This is a genomic window from Janthinobacterium sp. PLB04, from assembly GCF_021165895.1.
Taxonomy (GTDB): Bacteria; Pseudomonadota; Gammaproteobacteria; order Burkholderiales; family Burkholderiaceae_D; genus Janthinobacterium; species Janthinobacterium lividum.
Map to the genome: position 1 here is coordinate 5001037 of NZ_CP088968.1, position 20118 is coordinate 5021154.

The 20118-nt window shown below is 64.9% G+C and carries 20 protein-coding genes; 14 read left to right on the forward strand and 6 right to left on the reverse strand.

The features are described 5' to 3' along the window. Window positions 1-330: 330 nt before the first annotated feature. Together LSO07_RS22140 and LSO07_RS22145 are read left to right on the forward strand one after the other, a co-directional pair. Window positions 331-993, forward strand: a complete 663-nt coding sequence (locus LSO07_RS22140; RefSeq protein WP_070282084.1) for a TetR/AcrR family transcriptional regulator — start codon at window positions 331-333, stop codon at window positions 991-993. Window positions 994-1089: 96 nt separating this feature from the next. Beyond that, window positions 1090-1461: a hypothetical protein gene (locus LSO07_RS22145; protein WP_151096575.1), complete on the forward strand. Its 372-nt coding sequence runs from the start codon at window positions 1090-1092 to the stop codon at window positions 1459-1461. Between the two features lie 64 nt (window positions 1462-1525). Here the strand turns inward: LSO07_RS22145 and LSO07_RS22150 are convergent, their stop codons facing one another. Continuing rightward, window positions 1526-3019, reverse strand: coding sequence for an acetyl-CoA hydrolase/transferase family protein (locus LSO07_RS22150; protein ID WP_034789193.1), 1494 nt, complete (start codon window positions 3017-3019; stop codon window positions 1526-1528). Between the two features lie 160 nt (window positions 3020-3179). Between LSO07_RS22150 and LSO07_RS22155 the strand changes: the two genes are divergently transcribed. Then, window positions 3180-4073, forward strand: coding sequence for a LysR substrate-binding domain-containing protein (locus LSO07_RS22155; protein WP_151096576.1), 894 nt, complete (start codon window positions 3180-3182; stop codon window positions 4071-4073). Between the two features lie 51 nt (window positions 4074-4124). Here the strand turns inward: LSO07_RS22155 and fucP are convergent, their stop codons facing one another. After that, on the reverse strand, window positions 4125-5429 hold the full coding sequence (gene fucP, locus LSO07_RS22160; RefSeq protein ID WP_151096577.1) for an L-fucose:H+ symporter permease: 1305 nt from the start codon (window positions 5427-5429) through the stop codon (window positions 4125-4127). 436 nt (window positions 5430-5865) lie between these two features. On the opposite strand from fucP, the gene LSO07_RS22165 reads away from it, so the two are divergent. After that, window positions 5866-6099 (forward strand): DUF3563 family protein, encoded by a 234-nt coding sequence (locus LSO07_RS22165; RefSeq protein WP_080698581.1) that lies wholly within the window; start codon window positions 5866-5868, stop codon window positions 6097-6099. A 99-nt stretch (window positions 6100-6198) separates the two neighbouring features. Then, a complete protein-coding gene (locus LSO07_RS22170) occupies window positions 6199-6726 on the forward strand; it encodes an NADPH-dependent FMN reductase (protein ID WP_151096578.1) in 528 nt (175 codons plus the stop codon). A gap of 58 nt (window positions 6727-6784) precedes the next feature. Here the strand turns inward: LSO07_RS22170 and LSO07_RS22175 are convergent, their stop codons facing one another. From LSO07_RS22175 to LSO07_RS22190, 4 genes are all read right to left on the reverse strand, one after another. Next, on the reverse strand, window positions 6785-8488 hold the full coding sequence (locus LSO07_RS22175; protein ID WP_151096579.1) for a lactate permease LctP family transporter: 1704 nt from the start codon (window positions 8486-8488) through the stop codon (window positions 6785-6787). Window positions 8489-8575: 87 nt separating this feature from the next. Continuing rightward, window positions 8576-10021, reverse strand: coding sequence for a LutB/LldF family L-lactate oxidation iron-sulfur protein (locus tag LSO07_RS22180; RefSeq protein WP_151096580.1), 1446 nt, complete (start codon window positions 10019-10021; stop codon window positions 8576-8578). After that, a complete protein-coding gene (locus LSO07_RS22185; protein WP_151096581.1) occupies window positions 10018-10734 on the reverse strand; it encodes a LutC/YkgG family protein in 717 nt (238 codons plus the stop codon). The genes LSO07_RS22180 and LSO07_RS22185 overlap by 4 nt, the downstream gene beginning before the upstream one ends. Continuing rightward, window positions 10731-11540 carry a (Fe-S)-binding protein gene (locus LSO07_RS22190; protein WP_034789131.1) on the reverse strand — a complete coding sequence of 270 codons (810 nt, stop codon included), beginning with the start codon at window positions 11538-11540 and terminating at the stop codon, window positions 10731-10733. Before LSO07_RS22190 ends, LSO07_RS22185 begins: the two co-directional genes overlap by 4 nt. 152 nt (window positions 11541-11692) lie before the next feature. Here LSO07_RS22190 and LSO07_RS22195 point away from each other — a divergent pair, with 152 nt between their 5' ends. The 9 genes from LSO07_RS22195 (at window position 11693) to LSO07_RS22235 (ending at window position 20101) form a co-directional block, all read left to right on the forward strand. Beyond that, complete coding sequence (locus LSO07_RS22195) at window positions 11693-12394, forward strand: FadR/GntR family transcriptional regulator (protein WP_225317387.1); 702 nt, start codon at window positions 11693-11695, stop codon at window positions 12392-12394. 21 nt (window positions 12395-12415) lie between these two features. Then, window positions 12416-12889 carry a hypothetical protein gene (locus tag LSO07_RS22200; protein WP_151096582.1) on the forward strand — a complete coding sequence of 158 codons (474 nt, stop codon included), beginning with the start codon at window positions 12416-12418 and terminating at the stop codon, window positions 12887-12889. A 239-nt stretch (window positions 12890-13128) separates the two neighbouring features. After that, window positions 13129-13920, forward strand: coding sequence for a TorF family putative porin (locus LSO07_RS22205; protein ID WP_191909752.1), 792 nt, complete (start codon window positions 13129-13131; stop codon window positions 13918-13920). A 57-nt stretch (window positions 13921-13977) separates the two neighbouring features. Next, a complete protein-coding gene (locus LSO07_RS22210) occupies window positions 13978-16062 on the forward strand; it encodes a methyl-accepting chemotaxis protein (RefSeq protein ID WP_151096583.1) in 2085 nt (694 codons plus the stop codon). Window positions 16063-16123: 61 nt separating this feature from the next. Then, the gene (locus LSO07_RS22215; protein ID WP_208672426.1) at window positions 16124-16816 is read left to right on the forward strand and encodes a hypothetical protein; all 693 of its coding nucleotides are present in this window, start codon (window positions 16124-16126) and stop codon (window positions 16814-16816) included. A gap of 130 nt (window positions 16817-16946) precedes the next feature. After that, window positions 16947-17975: an acyl-CoA dehydrogenase gene (locus tag LSO07_RS22220; protein ID WP_099388501.1), complete on the forward strand. Its 1029-nt coding sequence runs from the start codon at window positions 16947-16949 to the stop codon at window positions 17973-17975. A 1-nt stretch (window position 17976) separates the two neighbouring features. Further along, window positions 17977-18747 (forward strand): PIG-L deacetylase family protein, encoded by a 771-nt coding sequence (locus LSO07_RS22225; RefSeq protein WP_151096585.1) that lies wholly within the window; start codon window positions 17977-17979, stop codon window positions 18745-18747. An 11-nt stretch (window positions 18748-18758) separates the two neighbouring features. Next, window positions 18759-19388, forward strand: coding sequence for a class I SAM-dependent DNA methyltransferase (locus LSO07_RS22230; protein WP_070254110.1), 630 nt, complete (start codon window positions 18759-18761; stop codon window positions 19386-19388). Beyond that, window positions 19385-20101, forward strand: a complete 717-nt coding sequence (locus LSO07_RS22235; protein WP_034789143.1) for a glycosyltransferase — start codon at window positions 19385-19387, stop codon at window positions 20099-20101. The genes LSO07_RS22230 and LSO07_RS22235 overlap by 4 nt, the downstream gene beginning before the upstream one ends. The last annotated feature ends 17 nt before the right edge of the window (window positions 20102-20118 follow it).

Sequence of the window (20118 nt, forward strand, 5' to 3'; positions counted from 1 at the left end):
TAGCAGTGCTCGCACTACGTCGCGGCGAGCGCCTTGCATCGCATCCGCTTCTGTTCGCTATAAATTCACAATAATTTCCCGGGGATTACTTAAAAACGCAGTGTAAGCTATCCCGCTATTTTCCGCCCTTTGGGCCCATTCGCAAAGCCTGGCCAGGCGATTTGTGCACCAATCCGGGGCATCGATGGAAAAGTGACGGGCAAAAGCACGAAAAATCGGTCAGCTGTTGCATCTACCGGACAAAAAACTGATTTGTAACAGCCGCTGACACATTGGCGCCCAATCGCCCCCCTATAATTCTTGCTTTCATAGAGTCGCCAGGAAAGAGTCGTGGACAAGAAGTTAACTAATATCCAGGAAAGAAAGTTACGCGAGGCTCAGGCGCGGCGCGAGCACATCATCGACGTCGTCAAAGATCTCATCAAGAAAGGAGGCGCGCGCGCCGTCTCCATCCGCAAGGTGGCCGAGGCGGCCGGCTTTTCCACCACCGTCGTGTACGCCCTGTTCCGCGACAAGGCCACCCTGATCGCCCAGGCCATGGACAAGGACTTGCTGGAACTGGTGCGCGCCATGCGCACGGCCTGCGCCGCCAGCACTGAGCCGTGGGAACGCATCCGCCTGGTCGGCCGCGCCTACATCGAGTACGGCTTCCAGCATCCCGACGAATATTCGCTGATCTTCATGGAGCTGCGTCCGCATGCGGAGCTCGACGCCGTCGAAGTCGAACACGGCAATATCGAGCAGGATCCGTACGCCTATGCGCTGCACCTGTTCGGCGAACTGGCGCAGGCGGGCCTGGTGCGCCAGGACGAGCCGGCGCTGCACACGATGACGCAAATCTTCTGGCAATCGCTGCACGGCCTCGTCTCGCTGCGCATCGTCATGGATGCGGGCGACCCATGGACGCCGCACCCGGAAATGAACGCGCATATCGACGATTTGCTGGCCGTCGTCACGGCAGGCATCCGTTTACGCTTTGCACCGGCTTCCTGACGTTTGATCCAGCGCAAACCGTCCCGACAGAAAAGGCGGACAGTGGAGTGAAGCCGCCTGCGCTGGTGCAGCGCGGCTCGCGCGAAGGAGGGCGAAATGAACGAAGCCTATGCCACGGACCAGCTTGACAAACAGCAAGGCCCGCACAATGCTGTACGCATGGAAGCGCGCCTGACAAAACTGGAAACGGACCGGGAACATGACCGGCTATGGTTCAAGACCCTGGAACAGCGTCTTGGCGACGGCCTCGACAATCTACGTACGGAGTTGCGCGACGAATCGCAGTTGCTGCGCGCCGACCTGACGCAGTTTCGCGGCGACTTGCGCGGCGACTGCCACGCCTTGCGCACGGAACTGGGCGACATCCGCAAGCACATGCACACCCACTTCCTGTGGTTCATGGGGATACAGGCCACCACCACGTTTGCCCTGCTGGGCCTGGGCGCCAAGGCGCTGCATATGTACTGAGGAAAAACAAAAAGGCAGGCGCGGTGCAGCACCGCCCTGCCTGTCCTGAGGTTAGCGAAGCCTGCTACGCTGCCAGCATGCTCTGCGTTTCCTGGTAGCGCGTATGCCACGACAGCGCCTGCTCCAGGATGTGCGGCGTATGGCCGCCGCGCTGGCATGCCGCGTCATAATAAGCACGCAGTTGCGCGCGGTAATCGGGATGCGTGCAGCGCTCGATGATCAGCGGCGCCCGTTCGCGCGGCGCCAGTCCGCGCAAGTCCGCAAAACCCCACTCCGTCACCAGCACGTCGACGTCATGCTCCGTATGGTCGACATGCGAGACCATCGGCACGACGCTGGAAATGCGCCCGCCCTTGGCCGCCGATTTCGACACGAACATCGACACTTGCCCATTGCGCGCAAAGTCGCCCGAGCCGCCGATGCCGTTCATCATGTGCGTGCCGCACACGTGCGTGGAATTGACGTTGCCGTAGATATCGAACTCGAGCGCCGTGTTCAGGGCGATGATGCCCAGGCGGCGCACGATCTCGGGATGGTTGCTGATCTCTTGCGGGCGCAGCACGATTTTCGAGCGGTAATGATCGATATTGTCCATCAGCTTCTGGTGCACGGCGGCCGACAAGGTAATCGACGAGGCCGACGCGAACGCCAGCTGGCCCGAATCGAGCAGCTCGATGGCGCTGTCCTGCAGCACTTCGGAATACATCGTCATGTTCTGGAAGGGCGAGCCGATCAGGCCATGCAGCACGGCATTGGCGATGGTGCCGATGCCCGCTTGCAGGGGCAGCAGTTCCGGGCCCATGCGCCCGGCCGCCACTTCGCCTTCGAGAAAAGCGATCACGTGGCCGGCGATGGCCTGCGTTTCCGCGTCGGGCGGCAAGGCGTTCGACGGGCTGTCGGGGCTGTCCGTGATGACGATGGCGGCGATGCGGGCCGGGTCGATGGCGATGGCCGTGCTGCCCAGGCGCTGGTCGACGCGCGTGAGCGGTATCGGTTCGCGGCCCGGCAAGGTTTGCGGTATATAAATGTCATGCAAGCCTTCCAGCGCCAGCGGCGTGGACAGGTTGATTTCGATGATCACTTGCGTGGCCTGCTGGGCAAACGCGGCGGAGTTGCCCACCGACATGGTCGGGATGATGGCGCCGGCGGCCGTGATGGCCGTCGCTTCGATGACGGCGATGTCGACGGCGGCCAGGTTGCCCGAACGCAGCTGCTCGGCCGTTTCCGACAGGTGCTGGTCGATGAACATGACTTCACCGTTGTTGATCTTGCCGCGCAAGACGGGGTCGACCTGGAACGGCATGCGGCGCGCCAGCACGCCCGCCTCGGCCATCAGGCCATCGCTGCCATTGCCCAGTGAAGCGCCCGTGATCAGGGTCAGGCTCAATGGATCTTGCAGGGCGCGTTCGGCCAGCGCGCGCGGCAAGGCCTTGGCGTCGCCGGCACGGGTAAAGCCGCTCATGCCGACACGCATGCCGTTGTGGAACAATTTGGCTGCCTCATCGGCGCTCATGATTTTGCTGAGCAAGCCTGGGTGGCGGATACGGTCCTCGTACATCGTGATGCTCCTGATATTCTTAATATTCTTAAACTGGATGGCTGTCATACACCAGCCCCATAAGTGGTTTCAGTATAAAATCCTGTCCACATGCATGGCATGAATTAATTTCGTCACATTCAGTCGATATTTTCATGCCCTGCCAACGCTGAGCACTCCCTTGGATATCCGTTCCCTGCGCTATTTCGTCGAAACCGTGCGCCTGTCGAGCTTTACGCAGGCGGCCGAGTCGCTGCACCTGACCCAGTCGACCATCAGCAAGATGGTGCGCCAGCTGGAAGACGAGGTGGGCGCCCAGCTGCTGGTGCGCGACGGGCGCAAGCTGACCCTGACGGACACGGGCCGCATCGTCTACCAGCACGGCAAGGAGATGCTGGCCAATATGCGCCAGCTGACCCTGGAAGTGCGCGACACCCAGGCCTTGCAGCGCGGCAGCCTGGCGGTCGGCATTCCACCCATGATCAACGTGCTGTTTACGCCCGTATTAAAAGCCTTTCGGGCGCGCCATCCGAACATCAGCCTGACCCTGCAGGAAGACACGGGCCAGCAGATCGAGCGCAAGGTGGCGGGGGGCGAGCTGGAAATCGGCATGACGGTGCTGCCGGCCGACCCGGAACTCGACCTCGTGGCGGTGGAAGTGGCCAACTACCCGATCTGGGCCCTGGCCGAGCCGGGCACGTTCCAGAAAAACCGCACGACACTGCCCTTCAAGGCGCTGGCAGAGCTGCCGCTGGTGTTATTGAAGGATGATTTCGCCCTCACGCGCAGCCTGCGCCAGCATTTCGCGCAAGCGGGATTCACGCCGACCATCGCCGCGCAGAGCGGCCAGTGGGACTGGCTGGTGGCGATGGCCTCGGCGGGCCTGGGCGTGGCCCTGCTGCCCGAGCCGTTCATCCACCGCCTGGCCGGCGAACGGCTGGAGGCGGTGCGCATCGTCGAACCGGAAGTGGCATGGCAGGTGGCGCATGTCTGGAGCGGACGTTATCTGTCGCACGCGGCGCGCGCCTGGCTCGAGGTGTGCCAGGACGTGCTGGGCACGCCATTCGCGCACTGACAAAAAAAAGGGTGGCCGAGGCCACCCTTTTGATTAATCACGCCACCTTGCTTATTTGGCGGCATCGTCCTTGTACATGCTGGCGTATTTCCAGCCGAAGTACAGGATGAAGGTGTAGCACAGGGCCGGCACGAGGAAGGACAGCTGCAGGTTGATGTGGTCGGCCAGGAAACCCTGGATGAACGGCACGATGGCGCCGCCGACGATGGCCATGCACAGGATGCCCGAACCTTGACCCGTTTGCGCGCCCAGCTTGTTCAGGGCCATGCTGAAGATGGTCGGGAACATGATGGAGTTGAACAGGCCGACGGCGATCAGTGCCCACATGGCCGTGTGACCGCTGGAGAACACGGCGACGAGGATCAGCGCGATGACGACGGCGGCGTTGAAGGCCAGGGTCTTGCCCGGGCTGACATAGCGCATCACGGCAAAGCCGACGAAACGGCCCAGCATGGCGCCACCCCAGTAATAGCTGACGAAATAGGCGGCATCGGCGTGGCTGAGGCCAGCGATATGGCTCTCGCCCAGGAAGTTGATCAGGAAGCTGCCGATGCTGACTTCACCGCCCACATACAGGAAGATGGCCAGCGCGCCCAGCACCAGGTGGCGGTGCGACCAGATCGAGGCCTTGTTGCCTGCCTGCGCCACGGCAGCCGCATCATCGGCGTGCGAAATCTTCGGCAATTTTGCCAGTGCGAAAAGCACGGCCAGTATCACCAGGGTGGCGGCCAGCACCAGGTACGGGCCTTGCACGGAGGCCGCTTCCTTGGCGCGGTAAGCCAGTTGCTCGGCTGCCGGCAGCAGGTCGAACTGCTGCACCGTCAGCACGGTGCCCGACAAAATCAGCATGCCGCCCAGGGCCGGCGCCACGGTGGTGCCCAGCGCGTTGAACGCCTGCGTCAGGGTCAGGCGGCTCGACGCCGTCTGCGGGTCGCCCAGTTCCGTCACATACGGATTGGCCGCCACCTGCAGCACGGTGATGCCGGCCGCCAGGATGAAGAAGGACAAGAGGAACAGCGCATAGCTGCCGGTGGACGCCGGGTAGAACATGGCGCAGCCGGCGGCCGCGATCAGCAAGCCGGCGACGACGCCGCGCTGGTAGCCGATCTTCTTGATCAGCATGCCGGCCGGCAGCGAGACGATGGCGTAGGCGCCAAAGAAGCAGAACTGTACCAGCATCGCCTGGACATAGGTCAAGGTGTAGATCGAGCGCAGATGGGGAATCAGCACATCATTGAGCGATGTCAGCAATCCCCACATGAAAAACAGCACCGTGACAATGATCAGGGCGCCTGTATTGTTTTGCGTGCCGGCCCGTGCGGACGGTACGCCCTGGCCTTGCTTTACGTATTCCATACCTTCTCCATTTTTCAATTCCAAGTTGATCGCGCCAGGCATGGAAGCGTTTCCACCCGGGCAGCGCCAGGACGCGCAAGCGCCACGCAGATATCAGCGTGGGCCATGACTGCCATCAACGATAGAGGGGCAGGCATGGCACGTCTCGCGCGCGGCAGGCGCACGGCCGACCGTTTCTCGTCAGAACGATGTCTTGTGGGCGCGGCACGCCTGCGGGCTGCGTCTGAAAACAACATCCAGGACAAAAACGTCTTGTAGTAAAACTACGGTACTGCGCCGGCATTATGCCTTAAAGCCCCGTATTGCGCAGCTTTCCCGCCTGTTATTTAAAAAATGAATAGCTGACATTTGAAATCAAAAGTAGCCTTATAACTTGGAATCGCTATACTTATATTGCAGTGCAGCACAACGCGGCACGCCACACAAGGAGTCTGCCATGTCTACCGCATTTACTTACCACACCACGCAAAACAGCAATATCGTCGCCACCCTCGTTCACGCCGCCAAGCGCGTGGGCGCCTGGCTGAACCAAAGCAGCGACCGCCGCGAGCGCGCTTACGAAGAAGCCTACCTGGCCGAATCGACCGACCGCTACGACCTGGAATACCGCATGCGCGAACTGGCCCGTGCCAACCCGCAGCCAAGCTGGATGAGCGGCCTGAGCCGTTAATCAGTACTGCAGCACGCAGCCCATCACCGGCTGTAGCAACAACGATAGCGCCATCCTGCTCGCCTTGCGCTTGAGCACAGGATGGGCTATACAGGCGGGATGCAAACGCCCATTACCATCCTCGCCATCGCCGGCAGCCTGCGCGCCGCCTCGCTGAACACCGCCCTGCTGCACGCCATCGCAGGGCTTGCCCCAGCGCCATTCGAGATCCGCATCTATCCCGGACTCGGTGAATTACCCCTGTTCAATCCCGACCTCGACGCCGACAGCCTGCCGGCCGTGACGGCCCTGCGCGACGCCATCCTGGCGGCCGATGTGCTGATGCTGGCCAGCCCCGAGTACGCGCACGGCGTGAGCGGCCCCATGAAAAATGGGCTGGACTGGATGGTGGGAAATGAATCGTTCATCGACAAGCCGCTGGTGCTGCTGAACGCCTCGCCGCGCGCCACGCATGCGCAGGCGGCCTTGCGCGAAACGGTACGCACCATGTCGGCGCGGCTGATCGACGAAGCCTGCATCAGCCTGCCCCTGCTGGGGTCGGGTCTCGATGCGGAGGGTATCGCCGCTGACCCGGCATTGCGCCGGGCCATCCTCGATATGTTGCAGTGCATCAGGTCATTTTCATGACCCTTTGCACGTTTTACTATCATTTCATCTAGTTTTACTACGCACTTCTACGGATCGCTCAGTGCGGGATCATGCCGGTGAACACGTACGCCTGCAGCATGGTGATGATGCCGATGATCACGGCAAACAGCAGGCTGTGCTTCAAGGTAAAGCGGAACAGGTCCGATTCCTTGCCCACCAGGCCAGTGGCGGCGCAGGCGACGGCGATCGACTGGGGCGAAATCATCTTGCCCGTCACGCCGCCCGTCGTATTGGCCGCCACCAGCAAGGTATCGGACACGCCGATCTGGTGCGCCGTGGTGTTTTGCAGGGAGCAGAACAAGGCATTCGACGACGTATCGGACCCCGTCAGGAACACGCCCAGCCAGCCCAGGAACGGCGAGAAGAACGGGAAGGCGGCGCCGCTGCCAGCCAGCAGCAGGGCCAGGGTGGACGACATGCCGGAATAGTTGGCAACGAAGGCAAACGCCAGCACCAGGCCGATCGACAGCACGGGACGGCGCAATTCCACCAGCGTTTCCACGAAGGCCTTGATGCCATCGCGCGGCGTCATGCGCAGCATCCACATCGACAGCACGGCCGTCAGCAAGATCGCCGTGCCCACGGCCGACAGCAGGTCGAGCTTGAAGACGGCGTCATACGCTTTCGGCGCGGCGACGATGGGCATCGTCTTGATCACAAGCTGGTCCAGGTAAGGCACGTGGATCTTCACGACCAGGCTGGATAACGCGCCGCCGACGGCGAACAGGGACTTGAAGCCGGGCAGGCTCCAGACGGTGACGATGGCCGTCAGCAGGCCGAACGGCGCCCAGGCGCGCGCCGTTTGCGCCAAGGTATAGGGCGAGGCAGCGCGGCTGCCGCTGCCGCGCAAGTCCGCACTGCCTGCTCCGCCAAAACCGGACAGCGCAGCGGCGCCGCCGCCGACGGCGTTGACCACCTTGGCATTCTTCGGCTGCCATACTTTCAGGAACAGGGTCAGCGACACCAGGCTGACGAGGGCCGAAGTGATGTCCGGCAGCTCCGGCCCAATATGGTTGGACGTGAAATACTGGGTAACGGCAAAGCTGGCGCCCGTCACCAGGGCGGCCGGCCACACCTCGCGCACGCCGCGCACGCCATCCATCATGAACACCAGCCAGAATGGCACGGCCAGCGACAGCAGCGGCAACTGGCGGCCCGCCATGGCGCCGATCAGGAACGGGTCGATGCCCGTCACCTGGCCTGCCACGATGATGGGGATGCCCATGGCGCCAAAGGCCACGGGCGCCGTATTGGCGATCAGGCACAGGCCCGCCGCATACAGCGGGTTGAAGCCCAGGCCCACCAGCAACGCCGAGGTGATGGCCACGGGCGCACCGAAACCGGCCGCCCCTTCCAGGAAGGCGCCGAAGGCAAAGCCGATCAGCAGCACCTGCAAGCGCTGGTCATCCGTCACCGACAGCACGGAGGCGCGGATGATCTCGATCTGCCCCGTCTTGACGACGATCTTGTACAGGAAGACGGCCGTGACGATGATCCAGGCGATGGGCCACAAGCCATACGCGAAGCCGTAGCCGGCCGCCGCCAGCGCCTGCGGCACGGGCATGCCGTACGCAAAAATCGCCACGGCCAGCGCCAGCGCCAGGGTGACGGCGGCCGCCACGTGTCCCTTGATGCGCAGCGCGGCCAGGGCGATGAAGAAGAAAATGATGGGAACGGCTGCCGCCAGCGACGACAGCCACAGGCTGCCGAGCGGTGTATAAAGTTGGGTCCAGGTTTGCATGTCGGGTCTCCTCCGGTGGATGCGGGTTAAGTGAAAAAACGGCTTTGCTGTATTTTTTTGCGGCGTATTTTTCTGTGGAAGCCGGTGCTACTCTTCCTGGCCCCGCGCATTGAGCAGGTCGGCCAGGCTGCGCGGCGCCGGCGTCAACGGCTTGCGGTGCTGCGTCCAGCCCAGTTGCGCGCGCGGCGTCAGCATCCGCAGGCGCGTGGCGGCCCAGCGGAACAGGCGGTAGCTGGCGGGGCGCGCAAAGGCGCCGCTCCAGAAGCGCCAGATCAGGCTTTCGCCGCGGCTGAACTTGGCGCCCTGGCCGCGCAGCGGATGCGCCACCTGCTCGCCGGGATTGCGATTGGCCTCCGTGCGCAGGCGCACCAGCAACTGCGGAATCGGGATGCGCACGGGGCACACTTCGCCGCAGGCGCCGCACAGGCTCGATGCGGTGGCCAGGTCCGCCGTCGCAGCTAGGCCCAGCAAGTGGGGCGAGATGATCTTGCCGATCGGCCCCGGATACGTGGTGCCGTAGGCGTGGCCGCCGATGCGCGTGTAGACGGGACAGTGGTTCATGCAGGCGCCGCAGCGGATGCATTGCAGGGTGGCGCGCAGTTGCTCGTCCGCGTAAGCCTGGCTGCGGCCGTTATCGAGCAAGACCAGGTGCACTTCGCGCGGCCCATCCTGTTCACCGGCGCGGCGCGGGCCGGAAATCAGGTTGAAATACGTGGTGACGGCCTGGCCCGTCGCCGAGCGTGTCAGCAAGCTGGCCAGCGGGACGATATGTTCGAGCTTGGCCACCACTTTTTCCATGCCCATGATGGCGATGTGGATCTCCGGCACGGACGTCGTCAGCCGGCCATTGCCCTCGTTTTCCACCAGCCACAGGGTGCCCGTGTCGGCTGCCGCGAAGTTCACGCCGGACAGGCCGATGTCCGCCTCGACAAACGCCTGGCGCAGGGCGCGCCGCCCTGTCTGGATCAGGCTGTCGACATCTTCCGTGTAGGGCGCGTCGGGAATATGCTCGGCGAACAGGCCGGCGATATCGGCTTTCGTCTTGTGAATCGCCGGCATGACGATGTGCGACGGCTTTTCGCCGGCCAGCTGCACGATGTACTCGCCCATGTCCGACTCCAGGCACGTCATGCCGCGCGCTTCCAGGTAGTGATTGAGCTCGATCTCCTCGCTGGCCATCGACTTGCCCTTGATGAAGCGCGTCGCCCGGTTCCTTTCCGCGATGGCGTGGATGATGGCATTGGCCTGTTCGCCATCCTCGGCCCAGTGCACCTGCACGCCGGCCGCCGTCAGCTTGTCTTCCAGCTGCACCAGCAAGTCGGGCAGGCGCGCCAGCGCGTGCCGGCGCACGGCTTCGCCGATGTCGCGCAGGCGTTCCAGTTCGTCGCCGTCGGGGAACTGGGCGCTGCGCTTGTCCTGTAAAAAATCCATGGCGCCGCGAAAGCTCTGGCGCAGCTTCGGGTCGTCCAGCGCGGCGCGGGCGCGCGCATGGAAGTCGGCCGGCTTGACGAATTGCAGTGGCTTGGCGTTCATGGCTGGCCTCCTTCCTGGGCGGGCAAGTCATCGATGATCAGCACCCACAGCCAGCGCGGACCGTGCGCGCCATAGGCGAGGGTTTGCTGGATGTCGGACGTTTTCGAAGGACCCGACACGAGCACCAGGTTGGCCGGCATACCGTCGGCCCAGCGCTCGGCGCGCGCCGCCGCATGCAAGTCCACGTGCAGGGTGCTGGCATACACGAGGCAGACATGCAGGGGCGGCGCCAGCGATACCGTGCGCGGCGTGGCCGCGTCGGGCGCGATGACCAGGGTACCCGTGGCGGCAATGCCGGAACGGGCGACGGTAAAACCGGCATCGACGGTATCGAACAATTCGCCCTTCCACTGCGCCAGCGGACGCTCGAAAGACAGCGCTTCCACGCCAGCTGGCAAGGCGGCGCGCAAGGCCCGCCCTTCGGCGCTGCCGGCATCCATCAGCAGGCGGCGCACCTGCTGCGCGCCCAGGCGCTGCGCCAGCAAGGCTGGCCAGGCATCGCTGCTCACGCAGTCGACTTCCGCATGCGCGGCGCGCAAGGCTGCCTGCATGGCGGCGATCCTGTTCCGAGCCGGCAGCGGTGCTGCGGCGCGGCGCGCCGAATAGTGCCTGTCGATGGCGGCATCGATGGCCTCCACCGCTTCGAGCGCGGAAGGCGCGGCGGCGCGCAGGCGTCCCAGCATGCGTTCGCGGGCCGTCAAGATCGCGCTCATGCCGCGCCTCCCGTGCGGCGCCACAAAAAGCTGGCCAGGTGTTCGACGGGCAGCGGCGCGCCCTGATGCTGCGCGGCGTGGCCGATGTTGAGCAGGCAGCCGCAGTCGGCCGAGACGAGCCGGTCGCAGCCCGTGGCGCAGGCCGAGGCGATCTTGTCGCTGACCATGGCGCCGGAAATGTCCGGGTGCTTCAATGAAAACGTGCCGCCAAAGCCGCAGCATTCCGATTCGCGCTGGTGTTCGATGCGCGTCACGCCGGGCAAGGCGTCGAGCAGGGCCACGCCGTGCACCCGCGTGCCCATCTCGCGGCGCGCACCGCACGAGGTATGCAGCACCACGTTTTCCTCCGCTTGCCCGGGGGCGGCCAGGGCCAGGCCGGCCAAGTCGAGCTGCAGCACGCAGACGAGAAATTCGCTCAGTTCATACACGCGCTCGGCCAGTTCGGCAGCCTTGGGACCGGCCACCGGGTCGTCCTGGAACAGCTGCGGCCAGTGGTGGCGCATCATGCCGGCGCAGGAGCCGGATGGCACGATCACGGGCCATGGCTGCGCAAACAGGTCCAGCTGCGCGCGGGCCACGGCGCGCGCCTGCTCCGGATTGCCGCTGCTGTAGGCGGGCTGGCCGCAGCAGCTCTGGCCGCGCGGATAATGCACCAGCAAGCCCTCCCGCTCCAGCAGGCGCACCGCGTCGAGCCCCGCCTGCGGCACGAACAGGTCGACCAGGCAGGTGGCGAACAGGTACACCTGGAGCGGCGCATGTGGGTAGTGGCGTGGAGCGTGGCGTGGCTGGCGCGGGTCTGGCTGCATGAGTGTGTCTCCCCGGCGCTCTGTGTGTTGCTGCGGCGCCGCTGTGTGTTGTTAAGAATGACCGGTTCACGCATAATTCCAGCTTCCGCAAGCCACTTCAAATTGCTCGGACCACTTTAAAACAACACCGGAAGACAGCGATGGCGACAGGCATGCAAACGCGGGGCAGGGTCGAGATGGTGATGCGCAGGCTGGAAACGTCCCTGCTGGACGGCAGCTTGCCAGCGGGCGCACAGTTGCCGGCAGAACGCCTGCTGGCGCTGCAATATGGGGTCTCGCGCAATACCGTGCGCGAAGCGGTGCAGCGGCTGGCGGCGCGGGGACTGGTGCGCAGCCGGCGCGGCGCGGGCGTGTTCGTGACGGATCAATTGCGCACGGGCATGGCTTCGCCGTGGAGCCAGCTGGTGGCCGACCACCCTGCCCTGCGCGACGACATCCTGGAATTTCGCCGCGTGCTGGAAGGAGCGACGGCCTACTTTGCGGCGCAGCGGGCCAGCGGCGACGAACGCGCACAGATCATGGCGCTGCTGGCCGAGCTGGAACAGGCGCGCGCCAGCGATGACAAGCACGGCGAGGCGCAGGCCGATGCACGGCTGCATGAAGTCATCGCGCAAGCGTCGCACAACACCATGTTTTTGCACCTGCACACCAGCATCATCGGCATGCTGCGCGAACACATCACCATCAATGGCACGGGCTTGCGCCAGCAGGACGACGCCACGTCGCTGCACCTGCTGTCGCAGCACCGCACCCTGTGCGAGGCCATCTGCGCCAGCCAGCCCGAGGAAGCGCGCACGGCCATGCAAAGCCACATCGATTTCGTGCGCACGCGCGTCACCAGCGACGACGATTGAGGCCACTGGTAGGACCAGTAGATGAGCACAGTGGCCGCAAAAACTGCTACTATCGCGCGCCGCCACCTGATCCATCCTGCCATGACCGTCCTCGTCCACACCCACCCGCTGGTGCTCCAGCTGGAAAACGACTTGCTGCCCCTGTTCCGCGCCGCCCTGCCGCCACTCGCGGCCGCCGTGCCCCGGGCGCTCGCCTCCGTCTTCGCCTTTTCCAGCGGTACGGCCAGCGCTTTCCAGGATTATCACTTCGGCATTTCCTGCCTGCTCGAGGACATGCCCGACGATGCCCCGGAAGAAGTCGCGCTGCTGGTCAGCGTCACGGGCCTCGACGCCGGCGCCCGGCTCAGCGCACAGGTTGTCTGGGGCCAGCCATCGGGCCGGGTGGAAATGCAGGCCGAACTGCAGGCCGGCGACATGCCAGCCTTGCATGCGGCCCTGCCAGGCTTGCTGGCCGGCTTGCAACAGGCCGCCAGCCGGGGCAGGCCGGAAATGTGACAAGAGCATGAAAAAGTGCCAGGAAACAACAACTTACGCTTTCCGCAGCGCAACTTTGTTGACTTCCACTAGCCCCAGCCCCTATCCTTTCAGTTACGTTTGGTGAGAATGTGTGCATGTTCATGCGAGCATGCCCGCAAGCTGCCTTGCCCCCACAAAAGTCCATTCCGCATTTTTATTGCAACCATCAGGGCAACGCGCCTGGACGGCCGCTGCCAGCAAATACGGAGCTGACTGCCATGCCATCGCACCACCATTTTCCTGCAACACCCTTGCTCGGCTGCCTCCTCCTGGTGGCCGCCCTGCCCGTGCAGGCGCAGACGACGGACAATCCTGCCGCCACCTTCAGCGCCAATGCCAGCCTCACTTCGCAATACATTTCGCGCGGCTTTCGCCAGACCTGGGGCAAACCCGCCCTGCAGGCGGGTGCCGACTACGCGCACCCGAGCGGCTGGTCGCTGGGCACCTGGGCTTCCACCGTCAGCGACCGCTATATCGAGGATGCGACCATCGAATGGGACCTGTACGGCGGCTACAGCGGCACGGTGGGAGAACTGGGCTACAGCCTGCTCGCGTATTACTACAAGTATCCGGGCGCCGTGTACCGCGCCACGGGTGTCAAGTACGACTATGGCGAACTGTCGCTGGGCCTCAGCTACAAGATGCTGTACGCCAAATACAACCATACCGTCACGCGCGATTTCTTTGGCATCACGCATGCGCGCGGCACGGGGTATCTCGACGTGGGCGCAAATGTCGACCTGGGCAATACCTGGACCTTTAACCTGCACGCCGGCAATGGCCGGGTGGCGGGCACGGGCAATGCCATCTGGAACTGGCGCGACGCCAAGATCGGCGTCACCAGGGCCTTCGACGGCGGCTGGAACGCCAGCGCCGCCATCACGCGCGCCTGGGGCGCCACCGATGCCTACGACCATTACACCCTGGGCATTCCGAATGCGTCCGGCCAGTTCGACACGTCGAATCCCGCCGCGGCCACCGTCGTGCTGGCCGTCAGCAAGACCTTCTAGGCGCGCTACCCGCGACGCCCATGACACCGATATCCATCCCCATCAAGGAACAGCCTCATGCAACTCTCACTCAACAGTAAAATCTGCGTCGCCGCCACCGCGCTCGCCGTCCTCAGCCTGGGCGTCACGGCGGCCGTGATCGGCTACAAGAGCAGCGCCAGCGCCGAGGCGGCCGCGCTGGACCTGGCGCGCACGTCGGCGCGCGAAGTGGCCGGCGCGCTGCAGGCGCGCATCGCCAGCAACCTGTCCAGCGTGTCCAGCCTGGCCGGCGCCATGCGCGGCACCAAAAGCGCCAGCTTGCCCCTGCAGCGCGAGCAGATCAATGAGCTGACCAAGGCGACCCTGACCAGTTCGGAAGACTTGCTGGGCTCGGCCGTGACGTGGGAGCCGAACGCGCTCGACGGCAAGGATGCGGATTTCGCCAACCAGAAGCCGTACTACGACGCCAGCGGCCGCTTCATGCCCTACTGGACGCGCGGCGCCGGCGGCAAGCTGCAAGTCGAACCCATCGTCTTCGACCCGAAACCGGGTGCCAACGACTGGTACGACGTGCCCAAGCGCACCGGCAAGACCTACTTTACGGAACCGTATATCTACCCCGTCGATGGCAAGAATGTGCTGATGGCTTCGCTGGTGGCGCCCATCATGATCGACGGCAGCTTCAAGGGCACGGCCAGCGCCGACTTCATGCTCACGCGCCTGGCGAAGATCCTGGCCGACCTGAAAGTGATCGAGGGCGGCAAACTGGCCCTGATCTCGAATGGCGGGCTGTACGCGAGCCACCCGGTGCCTGAGCGCCTGGGCAAGAAGGCGGACGACGTGCCGGCCGCCGGCCTGGAGAAGGTGCGCCAGGGCCAGCCATATGAATACGAGGACGACAAGGGCTACATCCACTTGCTGCAGCCGCTGCAGATCCACCCCGATATCGCCCCGTGGAGCGTGGAACTGAACTTCCCGAAAAGCGTGGCCACGGCCTCGGCGCGCGACCTGATGATCTATACCCTGATCGTCGCCCTGCTGTGCGCGGCGGCCACGGCCGGTATTTTGATCCTCGTCGTCAACCAGCTGACGCGTCCATTGCGCACCCTGGGCCGCACCATGACGGATTTGTCGAGCGGCGACGCCGACCTGCGCGTCAAGCTGGAAGTCAAGGGCACCGACGAGCTGGCCGTCATCGGCAAGGGTTTCAACGCCTTCGTGGAAAAGATCCACGCCGTGCTGCTGCAAGTGCAAGCCAGCGCCGACAACGTGGCCCGTGCCAGCGCGGAAATTGCGCAAGGCAATAACGACCTGTCGGCCCGCACGGAACAGCAAGCCAGTTCGCTGGAAGAGACGGCCGCCTCGGTGGAAGAGCTGACGGGCACCGTCAAGGAAAACGCCGACCATGCGCGCCAGGCGAACCAGCTGGCCGCCTCGGCGTCGGACGTGGCGCAAAAGAGCGGCGCAGTGGTCGGCAAGGTGATCGAAACGATGACCTCGATCAACGATTCGTCGAACAAGATCGTCGACATCATCAGCGTCATCGACGGCATCGCCTTCCAGACGAATATCCTGGCCCTGAACGCGGCCGTGGAAGCGGCGCGCGCGGGCGAACAGGGGCGCGGTTTCGCCGTCGTCGCCACGGAAGTGCGCAACCTGGCGCAGCGCTCCGCGGCGGCAGCGAAGGAAATCAAGCTGCTGATCGACGATTCCGTGGGCAAGGTGGCCGTCGGCAGCAAGCTTGTCGATGAGGCGGGCGCCACCATGGAACAGGTGGTCGACAGCGTACGCAAGGTGACCGCCATCATGGCCGACATCAGCGTCGCCACCACCGAGCAAAGCGACGGCATCGCGCAAGTGAACCAGGCGCTGGCGCAGATGGATGGCGTGACGCAGCAAAACGCGGCCCTCGTCGAGGAAGCGGCAGCGGCCGCCGAAAGCCTGCAAGACCAGGCCAGCCATTTGGCCGAGGTGGTCAGCGTGTTCAAGCTGGGCGCGCAGCAACAGGCGGCGGTGCCGGCAGTGAAGACAGTGGCTGCGCCGCGCACGCCGCCAGCCGTCAAGGCGCCGCCGCCAGGCAAGCGCCTCGCCTCGATCAAGCCGGCGCCAGCGGAAAGAACGCAAGCCAAGACGCCGGCAGGCGATGACTGGGAAGAGTTTTAAGCCGGCCTTTCCTGCCGGCAGCGAGTTACTCTTGATTTAAATCAAGTCACGAATACATTCGGTGAGAATTGCCCCCCATCCATCCTTTTATACTGTTGCCGCGCTCACGGCACGCATGCTTGCCGGAATAAAAGGATGGGGCATGAAAAAAATAGTGGCAGTCTTATTGGCATCAAGCACCGCACTGCTGGCAGGTTGCGGCGGTGGCGGCAGCAGCGGCGATGCAGGCAATTCCAATGCTGGATCGGCGCTGGCTCCCTATGTCGGTACCTGGCAAGCGCCATGCGATGGACACGAGCGCGAGATCATGGTCGTCGCAGCCAAAGCCGATGGCAGCGGCGCCATGGAACTCAGTTCCACCACCGAAATCTATCTCAAGACCGGCTGCGGCGGCACCTTGCTGGGGACGGAAACCATGACGGCAAAGATCAGCGCGACACCGGATGGCGTGGTCGACGTTCTGGTCAAACTGACGGAAAATGGTGCCGCGAGCAACGTGCGCATCGACAAGCTGAACCTGTCCATTCCCGCCTATGCCTTCAACGTCACGGGGCCTGGTGTGCAATACGTGAAGAAAGATGGCAAACAGCAATGGTGCATCGAATATGAAGGCGGCTCCACCTGCCTGCTCGACGAAGGCATGCGCCCGGCGCAAACCATCAAAGGTGGCATCGTCTTGCGCGACAACAACCTCTACACCTTCTCGCATAACGGCACCGCTTATGAACCCGACATGCTGTATGTAAAAAAATAAGCGCGTAACTTGCTGCGGAGCCCGTGGCCCCGCAGCTTCAGCGCCTCGGGTCCGTTAGCGAACATATGTGTAGAACCGAACATACATTGCGAAAATAGAAAGCTATTCTGTTGAAAAACAGGAGCTTGCCATGTCGCCCACCGCCTTTACGCTGCCATCCCACGCCGAGCTGACCGCCTTGCTGCGGCCACACGACAGCACTTTCTCCCCCGTCGAAGGCTTGCGCCGCTTGCGCGAGGCGGGACTGGACCAGCTGCCCCTGCCCGGCCACGGCGCCACTCTGCAGCGCTGGCAAATGCTGGCCGCCATCGCCGCCATCGACCTCTCCCTGCTCAAGCTGTATGAAGGCCATACCGATGCGCTCGCCATCCTGGCGGAAATCGATGGCCCCGGCGTGCCGGCCGGCAGCAGCTGGGGTGTCTGGTGTGCGGAAATGCCGGGCGCGCGCGTCCGCTTGCAGCAGGCAGCCGATGGCCGCTATGTGCTCGATGGACGCAAGGCATGGTGTTCCGGCGCGAATGGCCTCAGCCATGCCTTGATCAGCTGCTGGAATGAGGACGGCCAGGCTTGCCTGGCCTCCGTGGCCCTGTCGCAGCCGGGTGTGCACGTCACGGACGAAGGCTGGCAAGCCGTTGGCATGCTCGCCTGCGCCAGCGTCGACGTGACCTTTTCCGCCGCGCGCGCCTTTCCCGTGGGTGCGCCGGGCGCGTATCTGCAGCGCCCCGGTTTCTGGCATGGCGGCGCCGGCATCGCGGCCGCCTGGTATGGCGCGGCATGCGCCGTCGCCAGCCACCTGCATGCGCGCGCGCAGCACGCCGCCCCCGATCCCGTCCGCCTGGCGCAACTGGGGAAAATCGATTGCGCGCTGCGCGCCGCCGGCGCCCTGCTGCGCGAAGGAGCCGCCGAAATCGACGCACAGCCGCAGCGCGACGTCATGGGCCTGGCGCTGCGCCTGCGCCTGGCGGTGGAAGATGCCGCCACCCTGGTCCTGCACCTGGCCACGCGCGCCCTCGGCGCCGGCCCCCTGTGCCGCGATGCCCGCTTCGCCCGCCTGGTGGCCGACTTGCCCGTCTTCCTGCGCCAAAGCCATGCGGAACGCGATCAGGCCGTACTGGGCGGAATCGTCGCCGGTGCCGAAGACCATCCCTGGGCGCTCTGACATGCCCGCCCATCCCGATACGCATGCGCGCCGCATCGAAGGCCGCGGCACGCCGGACGACGTATGGCTATCCTGGCCGGGGCTGCACGATATCCCCGCCATCGGCGCCCACACACTGGTGCCGCCGGGATCGCGCGCCGTCATCGTCGCGCCCCATCCCGACGATGAAATCCTCGCCTGCGGCGGCTTGCTGCAGCTGCTGGCGGCGCAGGGCAGCGAACTGCTGTTCGTCGCCGTCACCGATGGCGACGCCAGCCACCCGGGCTCCCCACTCTGGCCGCAGGAACGCCTGCGCCGCGTGCGTCCGCAGGAATCCGCGCAGGCGCTGCAGGTACTGGGGCTGGCGTCGCCCGCGTGGCTGCGCCTGCACCTGCCCGATGGCAGTGGAGAAGCCATGACGCCGCAGCTGAGCACGACCCTGGCAGCGCAGCTGCGTCCCGGCGACACGGTGTTTACCACCTGGCGCCTGGATGGCCACCCGGACCATGAAGCCTGTGGCTGGTCCTGCGCTGCGGCATGCTCGGCCAGCGGCGCCACCCTGGTGGAAATGCCCGTCTGGGGCTGGCACTGGGCCGCGCCCGGCGATGCGCGCGTACCATGGCACCGCGCGCATCGCCTGCCATTGCCGGACCCGATCCTGCAGCGCAAGCGCGCCGCCCTGCGCTGCTTCGCCAGCCAGATGGATGCCGATCCGTCTACCGGCCGTCCCGCCATCGTGGCTGGCGATGCCTTGCAGCGCCTGCTGCACGCCTGCGAAGTGTATTTTCTATGAATGCCTCGTCCATGCCAGACGACCAGCGCGGCAGCTATTTCGAGCAGCTGTACCGCCAGGATGCCGACCCGTGGCTGGTGCGCCAGCGCTGGTACGAGGAACGCAAGCGGGCCCTGCTGCTGGCCAGCCTGCCGCAGCAGCGCTACCGCCACGCGTATGAACCGGGCTGCGGCAACGGCGAATTGACGGTCGAACTGGCACGGCGCTGCGAGCGCCTGCTGGCGGCCGATCTCTCGGCCGAAGCGTTGCGCCTGGCCCGCCAGCGCCTGCAGGACGCGGAACAGGATGCGCATGTCACCCTGGCACAGCACCGGCTGCCGCAGGACTGGCCGCGCATCCCGCCCGGTGCCGGGAAATTCGACCTGATCGTCTTCAGCGAGATCGCCTATTACCTGTCGCCGGAAGAACTGGCGCGCGTGGTCGAACACAGCATCGCCAGCCTGGCGCCGGGCGGCAGCATCGTCGCCTGCCACTGGCGCGCGCCGTTTGCGCAGCGCATCATCTCGACCGTGCGCGTGCATGCGGTCTTCCAGGACGCGCACGGTCTGCACCGGGTGCTGCGCCACGAAGAAACCGACTTCCTGCTGGAGATCTGGTCGAACGATGCGCGCTCGGTGGCGCAACGCGAGGGCTTCGCATGATAGGCGTGGTCGTTCCCGTACATGACGAGGAAGCGTGCCTGGGCGACTGCCTGGCGGCGCTGCGCTTTGCCGCCACCTGCCCGCTGCTGTCTGGCGAAGCCGTCAGCATCGTCATCGTGCTCGACGCCTGCAGCGATCAGTCGCAGCGCATCGTGCTGGCGCACGCCATGCAGGCAGATCTGCGCTGGCGCCTCGACTGCATCGCCGTCAATGCCCATAACGTGGGCGCCGCACGCGCCGCCGGCGCGCAGCTGCTGCTGCAGCAAGGCGCACGCTGGCTGGCATTTACGGATGCGGACACGCGCGTCTCGCCCTCCTGGCTGAGTACCCAGCTGGGCTTGAACGCCGATGCCGTCTGCGGCACGGTGGCCGTGGACGACTGGTCGCCGCACGGGGCCAACGCCGATGCGCTGCGTGAACACTACGCCCGCACCTACACCGATGCCGACGGCCACCGCCACATCCATGGTGCCAACTTCGGCGTACGCGCCAGTGCCTACCTGCGTGCCGGCGGCTTCGCGCCATTGGCTTGCAGCGAAGACGTGGCCATGGTGGCGGCCCTGCAAGAATCCGGTGCGCACATCGCCTGGAGCGCCGCGCCGCGCGTCACGACCAGTGCCCGCCGCCATGCCAGGGCACGCGGCGGCTTTGGCGACACCTTGCTGCAGGTGGTGGCGGCGATGGAACAGTCCCCGCTCCTCACGCTGACATAGCCAAAAAAAATCGCCGG